The organism is Marinobacter sp. HL-58 (genome assembly GCF_001314605.1).
In the GTDB taxonomy this organism is placed as follows: domain Bacteria; phylum Pseudomonadota; class Gammaproteobacteria; order Pseudomonadales; family Oleiphilaceae; genus Marinobacter.
Genome location: NZ_LIHP01000018.1, coordinates 34,693 through 47,163 on the forward strand (window position 1 = coordinate 34,693; position 12,471 = coordinate 47,163).

At 59.2% G+C, this 12,471-nt stretch carries 8 protein-coding genes; 4 read left to right on the top strand and 4 right to left on the bottom strand.

What is annotated here, in order from left to right:
• The first annotated feature begins 6 nt into the window (after positions 1-6).
• Positions 7-2,499, top strand: coding sequence for an arsenate reductase (azurin) large subunit (locus HLUCCO03_RS16290; RefSeq protein WP_027829996.1), 2,493 nt, complete (start codon positions 7-9; stop codon positions 2,497-2,499).
• A gap of 245 nt (positions 2,500-2,744) precedes the next feature.
• On the opposite strand, the gene uvrD is transcribed toward HLUCCO03_RS16290, so the two are convergent.
• Positions 2,745-4,910, bottom strand: coding sequence for a DNA helicase II (gene uvrD / locus HLUCCO03_RS16295; RefSeq protein ID WP_027829997.1), 2,166 nt, complete (start codon positions 4,908-4,910; stop codon positions 2,745-2,747).
• Between the two features lie 271 nt (positions 4,911-5,181).
• Positions 5,182-6,636, bottom strand: coding sequence for an NAD-dependent succinate-semialdehyde dehydrogenase (locus HLUCCO03_RS16300; protein ID WP_027829998.1), 1,455 nt, complete (start codon positions 6,634-6,636; stop codon positions 5,182-5,184).
• A gap of 160 nt (positions 6,637-6,796) precedes the next feature.
• Here HLUCCO03_RS16300 and HLUCCO03_RS16305 point away from each other — a divergent pair, with 160 nt between their 5' ends.
• Entirely contained in the window at positions 6,797-7,810 is a 1,014-nt protein-coding gene (locus HLUCCO03_RS16305; protein WP_027829999.1) for a histone deacetylase family protein, read from the top strand.
• 4 nt (positions 7,811-7,814) lie between these two features.
• Here HLUCCO03_RS16305 and thiI read toward each other — a convergent pair whose 3' ends face one another.
• Positions 7,815-9,269 carry a tRNA uracil 4-sulfurtransferase ThiI gene (thiI, locus tag HLUCCO03_RS16310; protein ID WP_027830000.1) on the bottom strand — a complete coding sequence of 485 codons (1,455 nt, stop codon included), beginning with the start codon at positions 9,267-9,269 and terminating at the stop codon, positions 7,815-7,817.
• A 162-nt stretch (positions 9,270-9,431) separates the two neighbouring features.
• Between thiI and ppnN the strand changes: the two genes are divergently transcribed.
• Positions 9,432-10,826: a nucleotide 5'-monophosphate nucleosidase PpnN gene (ppnN, locus tag HLUCCO03_RS16315; protein WP_027830001.1), complete on the top strand. Its 1,395-nt coding sequence runs from the start codon at positions 9,432-9,434 to the stop codon at positions 10,824-10,826.
• Positions 10,827-10,859: 33 nt separating this feature from the next.
• Here ppnN and HLUCCO03_RS16320 read toward each other — a convergent pair whose 3' ends face one another.
• Positions 10,860-11,195: a cytochrome c gene (locus tag HLUCCO03_RS16320; protein WP_027830002.1), complete on the bottom strand. Its 336-nt coding sequence runs from the start codon at positions 11,193-11,195 to the stop codon at positions 10,860-10,862.
• 171 nt (positions 11,196-11,366) lie between these two features.
• On the opposite strand from HLUCCO03_RS16320, the gene HLUCCO03_RS16325 reads away from it, so the two are divergent.
• On the top strand, positions 11,367-12,470 hold the full coding sequence (locus tag HLUCCO03_RS16325; protein ID WP_027830003.1) for an enoyl-CoA hydratase/isomerase family protein: 1,104 nt from the start codon (positions 11,367-11,369) through the stop codon (positions 12,468-12,470).
• Position 12,471: the final 1 nt, after the last annotated feature.

A 12,471-nucleotide genomic window follows, 5' to 3' on the forward strand; every position in this document is an offset into this window, starting at 1 on the left:
TGCATCATGTTTGAACACAAGAAGGACCGGATTGCGCTGCCACCGGCCAATGCACAGAAAACCCAGACCTGCTGCCATTTCTGCATTGTCGGTTGCGGTTACCATGTCTACAAATGGCCCGCCGACCAGGAAGGCGGGCTGGCTCCCGACCAGAATGCCCTTGGCCTTGATTTTCGCCAGCAGCTACCGGCGCTGAAAGTGACAATGACCCAGGCCATGACCAACGTTATTCAGGATGATGATGGCAGCTATCACAGGATCATGATCGTGCCGGACAACGACTGCAAAGTGAACAGCGGTCTGTCGTCCACGCGGGGTGGTCAGATGGCATCCATCATGCACTCACCACAGACACCGGTGGGCAGTCAGCGGCTGAAATACCCCCGGGTGTTTGCCGGCGATGAATGGCGGGACACCAGTTGGGATCAGGCAGTCACGCTCTATAGTCACCTGACCAAACTGATACTGGATGACGCAGGCCCCGACCAGCTGATGTTCAACCTGTTCGACCATGGCGGTGCAGGCGGCGGCTTCGAAAACACCTGGGGTACCGGCAAGCTGATTTTTACCGGTCTGGGCAGCAAAATGGTGCGGATTCACAATCGCCCTGCCTACAACTCGGAATGCCATGCTACCCGGGATATGGGCATCGGCGAGCTGAACAACAGCTATGAAGACGCCCAGATGGCGGACTGCATTTTCTCTATCGGCGCAAATGCCTATGAGACCCAGACCAACTATTTCCTCAACCACTGGCTGCCCAGCCTTCAGGGTCAGTCGACCGATAAAAAACGGGCGGTCTACGATGACGGCGAAACCATCCAGCAGACCAGGATTATCCTGGTGGATCCCCGCCGGGCGCTCACTGTCGCTCTGCTGGAACAGGCGATAGACAAGGACAACATCCTGTTTCTGGATATCGAGCCGGGCACCGATACGGCCCTTTTCAATGGCCTGCTCACCTACGTGGTTGACCAGGGCTGGCAGGATGAGGAATTTATCAAGGAGTACACGACCGGCTTCGAGGACGCGGTTAAAGCCAACCGCCTCAGCCTGGACGAGACCAGCGAAATCACCGGCATCAGTAAGGACAAGCTCATCAAGGCTGCGGAGTGGGCGTACAAGCCGAAAGCTTCCGGCCACCGGCCCCGTACCTTGCACGGGTATGAGAAGGGCATTATCTGGGGCAACGACAACTACCGCATCCAGTCCGCGCTGGTGGATCTGGTGCTGGCCACCCATAACGTGGGCCGCCGTGGCACTGGCGTGGTCCGGATGGGCGGCCATCAGGAAGGTTACTGCCGGCCACCGTATCCGGGTGGCCGTCCGGCGCCCTACGTGGACCAGGAAATCATCCAGGGCAATGGCCAGATGCTTACCGTCTGGGCCTGCAATGCCTTCCAGACGACGCTGAACGCTGAACAGTACCGCAACGAAGTCCTCCGCCGCAGTGACATTGTCAAACAGGCGATGCGCAAGGTACGCGGTGCCGGCCCGGAGGAAATGGCAAAGGTCATCCACAAAGCGGTGAAGGAAGACGGCGGCCTGTTCGTGACCGTGATCGACCTTTACGCCACCAAGTTTGCCGAGGCCGCCCACATGGTGCTGCCGGCAGCGCATACCGGCGAAATGAACCTGACCTCCATGAACGGTGAGCGGCGCTTGCGCCTGTCCGAGAAGTTCATGGATCCTCCCGGCACCGCCAAACCGGACTGTCTGATTGCTGCCGACATGGCCAACGCCCTGCGCAAGCTCTACGATGCCGAAGGCAATGCCGAGATGGCCAAGCGTTTTGAGGGTTTTGACTGGAAAACCGAGGAAGATGCCTACAATGACGGTTTCCGCCGCGCCGGCCAGTCCGGAGCACCGGATATCGACAGCCAGGGCGGATCCAACGGTCACCTGGCCACCTACGAACGGCTGCGGGCCGCCGGGAACAACGGCGTTCAGTTACCGATCAGGGAGTACAAGGATGGCAAGTTAATCGGAACGGAAATGCTGTATACCGATGGCAAGTTCGACACCGACGATGGCAAGGCGCACTTCCAGGCCTCGCCGTGGAATGGCATGCCGGATGTCGTGGAAGCGCAGCGCAAGAAGTACCGGTTCTGGATCAACAACGGCCGCACCAACCAGATCTGGCAAACCGCTTACCATGACCAGCATGTGGAATTCCGACGTGGCCGCTACCCCATGGCCCCGCTGGAAATCAATCCGGAAGACGCCAAGGACCTTGGCATCGAATCCGGCGACCTGGTGGAGCTGTTTAACGATTACGGCGCTACCACCGCCATGGCCTACCTGGAGCCGGACATCAAGCAGGGCCATGTGTTCATGGAGGCGATGTACTTCAACTCTGTGATGGGTGACCTGGTCACGCCATGGACCGACCGGAACATCATCCCTTACTACAAGGGAACCTGGGCGGATGTACGCCGTGTCGGCAGGATTGATGATTATGCTGACAGGGTAAGCTTCAAGCGCCGGCGATACGTTTAACGTCAAGCGTAAAGGCTGGCTTTGAGTGTGGCGCAGGCAGGTATCGGAACAGGCCTCAGCAGCCGTAGGTCGGATTAGCCGCAGGCGTAATCCGACAAACTGAGATAGAGCCGACACCTGATTGTCGGATTACGCCTGCGGCTAATCCGACCTACGCGGAGCCATGGATGGCGGAGCCCAGGCCAAACAGGACGTCTTGAGGCGTGTTTTAAACGGAGATACCCAACCCGTGCCTACACCAAAAGTCAGCAGGCTTCCAAAGGCGCATAGGCCAGAACCAGCCACTTGGCGCCTTCATCGAAGTTCACCTGCACCCGGGTATGGTGGCCACTGCCCTCGCTGTTCATCACAATGCCTTCACCAAACTTCGGATGCCGCACCCGCTGGCCCAGGCTGAAGCCGGACTGCTGGGCAGAGTCCTGGCTGAACATGCTTTCGTTCGGGCGCGCCATCATCGCCGGGCGGCTGACGGTGTTACGCAGCCGGACTTCCTGGATGCAGTCGCCGGGAATCTCACGAACGAACCGTGACAGGGCGTGGAACTTTTCCTGTCCGTATAAACGCCGGGATTCCGCGTAAGTAAGCACCAGCTTTTTCATGGCCCGGGTGATGCCCACGTAGGCCAGGCGGCGCTCTTCTTCCATTCGCCCCGGTTCTTCCAGGGACATGCTGTGGGGGAACAAGCCTTCCTCCACCCCGGCCAGGAACACCAGCGGGAACTCCAGGCCCTTGGCGGAATGCAGGGTCATCAGCTGCACGCAGTCTTCATTGGCCTCGGCCTGTGCTTCGCCGGCGTCCAGTGCCGCCTGGGCGATAAACTCCGACAACGGATCAACCCCCTCCTCCGCTTCAAAGTCCGACAGGGCGTTGACCAGCTCGTCCAGGTTCTCTGCCCGCGCCTGCCCTTTTTCGCCCTTTTCGTTGGCGTGGTAGTCCCGGAGGCCACTGAGCTCCAGGGTTTTCTTCATCAGCCCGTGCAGGGACGCGTCATCCACCATTTCTGTCAGGCTTTCAATAATGCCCATGAATGATTGCAGGCCCGTTTTGGCGCGGCCCTTGACCTGCCCGGCTTCCAGCAAACGCTCCGCGGATTCCCACAGGGAAATACTGCGCTCGGTAGCATAGGCCCGCATATCCGCCAGGCTCTTGGCGCCGATACCCCGCGCGGGAATGTTCACCACTCGTTCGAAGGCGGCGTCATCCCGGCGGTAATGCACCAGGCGCAGGTAGGCGATGGCGTTGCGGATTTCCTGGCGGTCATAGAACCGCAGGCCGCCATAGACCCGATAGGGAATGCCCTGGCGGATCAGGGATTCTTCCAACACCCGGGACTGGGCGTTGGAACGGTAGAGTATGGCGGACTCGCTGCGCAGGTTGCCTTCGCTGACCCAACTGCTGATGGTATCGGCGATGTAGTTGGCTTCATCCTGTTCATTGAATGCGGCATACAGGCTGATGGGCTCGCCATCGGGGCCGTCGGTCCAGAGCTCCTTGCCCAGCCGGCCCTGGTTGTTGGCGATCACGGCGTTGGCGGCTTTCAGAATCAGTTGGGTGGAGCGGTAGTTCTGCTCCAGCCGCACCAGCCGGGCATTGGGGAAATCCCGCTGGTACTGCTGGATGTTCTCGATTTTCGCCCCCCGCCAGCCGTAGATGGACTGGTCGTCGTCCCCCACCACAGTCAGTGGCACCCGGTTGCCCGCCAGAATCTGCAGCCAGGCGTATTGGATAGTGTTGGTGTCCTGGAACTCGTCCACCAGAATCTGCTGGAACCGGTTCTGGTAATGGCTCAGCAGCTCCGGGCGATGCAGCCACAGTTCATGGGAGCGCAGCAGCAACTCGCCAAAATCCACCAGCCCGCTCAGGTTGCACAGTTTCTCGTACTGGCGGTAGATCTTCAGCATGGTGGAGGTGAAGTGGTCACCGGGATTTTCCTGGATATGTTCCGCCCTCAACCCCTCGTCCTTCTGGCCGTTGATAAACCACTGGGCCTGTTTCGGCGGCCAACGGCTTTCATCAATCTGCATCTCCCGCATGACCCGCTTGATCAGGCGCAACTGGTCATCACTGTCCAGGACCTGGAAGTTCTCCGGCAGGCCGGCATCCTGGTAATGGGCCCGCAACAACCGGTGGGCAATGCCATGGAATGTGCCAAACCAAAGGCCACGGGCCGGAATATTCATCATCTGCTCGATGCGGTAACGCATCTCCTTGGCCGCCTTGTTGGTGAAGGTCACCGCCAGAATCCCCGTTGGTGGCACCTTGTCCACCTGCATCAGCCAGGCAATCCGGTGGACCAGCACCCGGGTCTTGCCACTGCCCGCACCGGCCAGCACCAGCAGATGGTCATTCTGGGCGGTTACAGCCTCGCGCTGGGCGTCGTTGAGGGCGTCGATAATGTGGGAGACATCCATAGAGATCGGTCGCTACTGGTTAAATGAACAGGTGTGGAATTATAACAGGAGAGAGGCGGGTTTGCCGGGTAGGGAGAGGTGTCGGATTACGCTTTGCTAATCCGACCTACGACTCCATAAGCCAGAAAAGCGCGGGGGAGGTTCCCCTTCAGGACTGTCTGTGGCCAGGGATGGCCACAGTCAAGCGCACAGGGATGTGCCTGTAGCGTGTCCTGAAGGGGAACCTCCCCCGTGCGACACCTCCAGACTATGAAGGCAGAAAGCTTCTGTATTAAAAGCCTCTGGGCACTGTCTGGGCTTCAACGAACTCGAACAGGCCCTCGAGGCCGCCTTCCCGGCCGATGCCGGAGGCCTTCATGCCACCGAACGGTGCTTCTGGTGTGGGGCCAGTACCGGTGTTCCAGCCACAGTGGCCAAAGCGTAGCCCGGCGGCAACCCGCTGGGCGCGTTCCGCGTCAGCGGTGAAGACATAGGACGCCAGACCGAATTCGGTGTCGTTACCGGCTTCTATGGCTTCCTCTTCGGTACGGAACAGGGCCATTGGCACCAGTGGGCCAAAGGTTTCTTCACGGTAGCAGCACATGTCCCGGTTCACATTGGTGACCACCGTCGGCGGGAAGAACAGGTGGCCTTCGCCAAGATCTGCCGGCTTCTTGCCGGCCACCAGGCCGGCACCTTTCTCCAGGGCATCTTCCAGGTGACGTTTGACCTTATCGAACCCGGCCTTGTTGATCAGCGGCCCAAGATCCACATCACCGTTGATGCCGTCACCTACCGTCATCTTGTTCACTCGCTCGGCGAGTTTCTCACCAAAGGCATCGGCCACTTTCTCGTGGACGAAAATCCGGTTGGCGCAGACACAGGTCTGGCCGCCGCCACGGAACTTGTTGGCGATCAGGTTATCGGCGGCTGCATCGAGATCCGCGTCGTCAAAGACAATAAACGGTGCGTTACCACCCAGTTCCAGGGCCAGTTTTTTCACCTGCTCGGCGGTATCCACAATCAGCTTGCGGCCCACTTCGGTGGAGCCGGTGAAGCTGAGCATGGGCACATCGGGGCTTTCGCAAAGCACCTTGCCAATCACGCTGGCCTTGCCCATCACCAGGTTGACCATGCCATCCGGCAGATCGACGTGTTTGTCCATCAGGGTAAACAGGGCAATCATCGTCAGCGGGGTTTCGCTGGCTGGCTTGATCACCGACGGGCATCCGGCCGCCAGGGCCGCCGACAGCTTCTTGGCGATCATGCCAATGGGAAAGTTCCAGGGCGTGATCAGGCCGGCAACGCCGATGGGGCGATAGTGCACAGTCCAGGTACAATCCTTCGGCTTCTCGGTCAGGGTGTGGGCATCCAGGGCCTGAATGTGTTTGGAGCAGTAGTCGAAAAATCCGGCGGCATAGTCCACCTCACCCTGGGCTTCTTTCAGGGGCTTGCCATGCTCCATGCACAGGATGCGCCCCACTTCCTCTTTATTGGCCTTGAGGGCGTCGCGGATACCTTCCAGCCACTTGCGCCGGGTTTCAATGCTGTAAGGGGTGGTCAGACGAAGTGCGGATTTGCCGGCTTCAACGGCCTCGGTCACCTCGCTTTCGGACATGGATGCCACGCTTGCAATCACCTTCCCCGTAGCCGGGTTATAGACATCGAAGGTGTTACCGTCCGGGGATTCAGACCAGCGACCGCCGATATAGCCAGTCAGCTTGGGAAGCAATGGTGACTCGATCATCTCGGCTCCTTTCAATTTTGTATGAATTCGGGTTTGCGTCAGTGTGATATGTCTCTCATAGTGGATGCAGAAACCGCTACTGTAAAGTCAGACGATGGTGTTTTGACCAGCACCCGCGGACGCCTATACTCGAAGAATGTCATTATCAGGAGGCCGGAACATGAAGGCGTTTTTTCATCCCTTGCAGGATCAGCATCTTCCCAAGACCTATTTTACCCGTGGCCAGATGCGCCAGCCTCAGGAAGTCCCTGATCGCACCGGGCAAATGCTGAATGGGCTCAAGGCCATGGGTATTCCGGTACTGCAGCCGGCAGACCAGGGTGCAGGGGCGATATCAAAGGTCCATGACCTGAGTTATTTGCGTTTCCTGGAGTCTGCCCACCGCCGCTGGTCGCAGATGGAAGACTGGGGTGACGAGGTTATTTCCAACATCTTTGTGCGCTCACCGAATGCCCTTAAAGGCATACTTGCCGAGGCGGCCCGCTACCAGGCTGACGGCAGCTGCCCGATCGGGGCGAATACCTGGGAAGCGGCCTACTGGTCTGCCCAGACCGCACTGGGGGCAGCCGATGCCCTGATTGCCGGCGAGCGCACAGCCTACGCGGTCTGTCGCCCACCGGGCCATCATGCCCGCAAGGATGCCGCCGGTGGCTTCTGCTATCTCAACAACGCCGCAATCGCTGCGGAGCACATGAAAGCCCGTTTCCCGAGGATTGCCATACTGGATACCGACATGCACCACGGCCAGGGCATCCAGGAAATCTTCTACGACCGTAGTGACGTCCTCTACGTGTCCATTCACGGCGACCCCACCAACTTCTATCCGGTGGTCAGCGGCTACGAGGACGAACGTGGTGAAGGTGACGGCCTGGGTTACAACATCAATATGCCGATGCCCCATGGCTCGTCAGAAGAGGATTTCTTCGCCAGGCTTGACGAAGCGCTGGCCGCCATTCGGCTGTTCCAGCCCGACGCGCTGATACTCCCGCTCGGGTTCGACATCTACCACAACGACCCCCAGGCCAAGGTATCGGTGTCCTCGGAAGGCTTCTGCCGCCTGGCCACTCATATCCGCCAGACCGGCCTGCCCACCCTGGTTGTGCAGGAAGGCGGCTATGATCTGGAGACCCTCAGCACCAATGTGCAGCAGTTCTTCAAGGGACTGGAAGGCTAAACCATCAGTGGGCGGGGGCGTACACCTTGATATTGGTGTGGCCCTCGGCTTTCAGGTTGCAGGCGTGCATCCGGCTCATGGTGCCGCGGTCGCAGTACAACAGGTACTGTCTGTCGGCAGGTAGCGACTGGATGCGCTCGCTCAGTTCGTAAAAGGGAATTTCCACTACCCGGTTGCTGGTCAGATGCAGAGGAGCCTGTTCGCCTTCGGAGGGATGGCGCACATCTATAATCACGTCGTTCACATCCGGGGTATGGACCAGTTCCACCTCTTCCGGTGTCCGGGTGGTTTCCAGCAGGCGGTCGACCGGCGTGTCCTGGCGGTTCGCAATGGCCTGCTCCAGCACCTGCGCGTCCATATTGGCCTCATCTTCTTCGACACGGTGAAGCTTCGCCCTGGTGGCCGGCTTGCGGGAAATCACACCACAGTATTCCGGCATGGTGCGAGCAAACGGCTCGGTGCCGATTTCCCGTGCAATATTGATGATGGCCTCCTTGTCCATGGAGATCAGGGGCCGCAGTACCACTTCGTCGCTGGCCCGGTCCACCACGTTGAGATTTGACAGGGTCTGGCTGGAGACCTGTGCGACCGCATCGCCGGTCACCAGGCCCGAGGCATTGTTAAGGGCGGCAATCTCCGAAGCGGCTTTCAGCATCTGGCGTTTGAGTACCACACCCCAGTGACGCTGGTTGACGGAACGCATGATTTCCGCCACCACGCCTTCGAAGGGCACGGAAATAAACTTGGCACCGTGGGAGGCTCCGTAACGATCCCAGATATAGTGAACCACCTGACGCACACCAATTTCATGGGCCGGGCCACCAAGACTGAAAAACAGGAAATGCGACCGCAGCCCCCGGCGCATCATCAGATACGCTGCCACGGACGAGTCGTAACCGCCGGACACCAGCGTCATCACCGTTTCCACGGCACCGAGAGGATAGCCGCCGGCACCGCGATGTTTGCGATGGGCAATGTGGTAGTCCTGGTCCTGGATCTCAATCCGAACTTCCACCTCGGGCTTGCCCAGGTCGACACCTTTGGGCGCGGACGCCTCAAAAAGCGCGGTACCAACCAGGCGCTCCAGGTCAATGGAGCGGAAATCATGGTTGCCGTGACGCCGAACCCTGACAGCAAAGGTCCTGCCACGGATACGCCCGGCAAACGCAGCCACTGCCTTTTCCGCCACGTCCTCCATGCACACCCAGGGAAAAACGCCGATCTCCTGGATAGTGGAGATACCGGGAATGCGCCGGAGTTCGTCAATGGCAGCCCCCGCCAGGCCACGACCGTCAGGGATATCCACATCCACCCTGTCCCAGGAGCCCTCCACGTGGATGTCACTGTCAATGCGTGTGAGCAGTTTACGAATGTTCTGGCGCAGATGCCGCATCTGCTGACGGCGGACAGGTTTGCTCTTGATGGCCACTTCAGGGGCGGGACGGATAAGAAGTTTCATAAATCGGACGTCTGTCGGGTAGCGTAATCACATTAAAGTGCTTAGTGTAACGGTTTCGATGCATGCCTCAAAATCAGGCATTCCCGAAGCCGGTTTAATCAGAGAAAAAGGCATCATCACGATTTCAAGGTGCCAGCAGAACATTCAGGAGCCTTACCTTTCATGACCGAGTCCACAATCAACGCCCTGGTGTCCCCGGAGGGCAGCCTGGAAATCCTCTCCACTTTTGAAGTCAATCGCCTCAAGGACAAAAGCGAAGGTGGCCTCTACCGACTGTTCCGGCAATGTGCCCTGGCGGTACTCAACACCGGCGTGGAAACCGATGACTGTAAAACCCTGATGGAAGCCCACGCAGACTTCGATGTGCGCCTGGTACCCCAGCCAAGGGGCCTGAAACTGGAACTGGTCAATGCCCCGGCCCATGCTTTCGTGGACGGACAGATGCTGCGCGCCATCCGTGAACACCTGTTTTCCGTATTGCGGGATATTATCTATTCCTATTCCATTCCCCAGTCTGCAACGGGGCTGCGCCGGGACGACCCGGAGGGCATCACCAACCTGATTTTTCATATCCTGCGCAATGCGCGGGTGCTGCAGGCCGGCCGCCACCCGGATCTGGTGGTGTGCTGGGGCGGGCACTCCATCAACGAACGGGAATACCAGTACAGCAAGGAAGTGGGGCATCAGCTGGGCCTGCGGGCCCTCAGCATCTGCACCGGCTGTGGCCCCGGTGCCATGAAAGGGCCGATGAAGGGAGCCACCATCGGCCATGCCAAGCAGAGGGTGAAAAACGGCCGCTACATTGGCCTGACGGAACCGGGCATTATTGGCGCCGAAGCGCCCAACCCCATCGTTAACGAGCTGGTGATCATGCCGGACATCGAAAAGCGCCTGGAAGCATTCGTCCGCACCGGCCATGGTGTTGTGGTCTTTCCCGGCGGCGTGGGCACGGCCGAAGAAATTCTCTATCTGCTGGGTATCCTGCTGCATCCGGACAATACAGACCTGCCCTTCCCTGTGGTCTTCACCGGCCAGCCGGAAAATGCTGAATATTTCGAGATGATCGACCAGTTCATTCGCAACGCACTGGGGGATGAAGCCGCCAACAAATACGAGATCATCATTGATGACCCGGACAGGGTGGCGCGCACCATGAAACAGGGCATGAAAGATGTGGAAACCTTCCGCCGCGCCATGCAGGACGCATACTATTTCAACTGGATGCTGAAGATTGACCCGGTATTCCAGCTGCCATTCGAACCCACTCACGAAAGCATGCGGGCCCTGGAGTTACATCGAGACCAGCCGGCCCACCTGATTGCGGCCAACCTGAGAAAGGCCTTCAGCGGCATTGTCGCCGGTAACGTCAAGGAAAGTGGCATCCGCCAGGTGCAGGAACGCGGGCCTTTCGAGATTGCCGGAGATCCGGCTCTGCTGGCACCGCTGGAAGACATGCTGAAGCAATTCGTAACACAGAACAGAATGAAATTGCCGGGCTCGAGTGCCTACGAACCCAGCTACCGGATTGTCAGCGGAGCAGCCCGGGCTGCTCCCTGACACGCGAGGGCTCTTGCCTGCCGCTAGAGACGCTTACTCGCCGCCATCGGCGGGCAGGCTTGCGTAATAAGCGGCCAGGTTGGCAATGTCTTCATCACTCAGGCCGGTGGCCTGGCCCTGCATGACGGCAGACTGACCACCGCTGCGCTGCTTGTTCTTGTAGGCCTTGAGTGAAGACACAAGGTACTGTTCGTTCTGCCCCGCCAGGTTGGGGTAGCCGGGAATGGTGGCGATGCCGTTCTTGCCATGGCAGGCGGCACAAACAGCTGCCTTGGCCTTACCCGCCTCGGCATCTGCAGCGGTTGCAACAGCAGGAACAGCTGTGCCCAGAGCAAACAGAACAGCAATGGTGTGGTATTTCAGGTTCATTGGTTTTACCCTCTCATCGTTTTGGAACCCGACAGAAAGCCTGAAGGGTGAAATCTGAACGAACTTATAGCACAGTCCGAATCAAGCACAAATGCGATAAATCAATGCATCTTGCCCGGATGCATAGCATCGCGCCATCCACGCCGGTGTATTAAAAGCGGAGAAGCAAACATGCCCATTCAGGTCCAGGAATTTGAATGCCGGGAAGGCGCCATCGGCCAGATCACCCTGGACGCTCCCGACAACCTGAATGCGCTTTCCGGGTCGATGATCGATGAGATCCAGGCCAGACTGGAACAGTGGCAGGATGCCAGCCATATCTGCATGGTGATTTTCCGGGGTGCCGGCGACCGCGCCTTCTGCGCCGGTGGCGATATCCGCGAACTTTACGGCGCACTGACGGGCACAGCAGGCAGCGCCGGAGCGGCAGACTATTTCACCCGGGAGTACCGTCTGGACTACACCATCCATCGGTTCCCCAAACCCGTCATCACCATTGCCCACGGTGCCGTCATGGGGGGTGGCGTCGGCATTCTCTCCGCGTCCCGCTACCGGCTGGTCACGCCCGACATCAGACTGGCCATGCCAGAAATCACCATTGGACTGTTCCCTGACGTGGGCGCCAGCTGGTTCCTTAACCGCTTGCCCGGCCGGCTCGGTTTGTTCATGGGCCTGACCGGCGCACGGCTGAACACTTCCGATACCTTGCGGGTCGGGCTTGCCGATATGGCCGTTCTGCCTGAACAGGCCGAGTCACTGGTGGCCCGCCTGCAGGAAGAACGCTGGACCGGTGAGGCTGCCGCCGACGACAGTCGCCTGTTCCGGCTGATAAAGCAACTGGAGCATCCGGACTACCGGGCATTGCCCGCCAGCGAACTGGCCCGCCATGAACAGAGCATTGCCAGGCTGAGCGCCGGCGACGAGTTGCCGGAGATTGTTGAAAACCTGTTATCGGCTGATATCGAGGGCGACTGGTGGCAAGCGTGTATGAACAATCTTCGCAGCGGCTGTCCGGTCACCGCCTGGCTGGTGTGGAACCAGCTTAAAAAGGCCCAGCAGATGTCCCTGAAAGACGTTTTCAGGATGGAGTTGGCGATGGCGATCCGCTGCACCCGGAGACCGGACCTGCGGGAAGGGATCCGGGCCAGGCTGATTGAAAAGGACAACAGGCCTGCCTGGTCCTTCAAAACCGTGTTAGAGGTTCCCGAAAGTGTTGTCGAGGAACACTTCCTTCCAGAACTGGATGACAGCAACGACCCCATGGGCCTGGACTGAC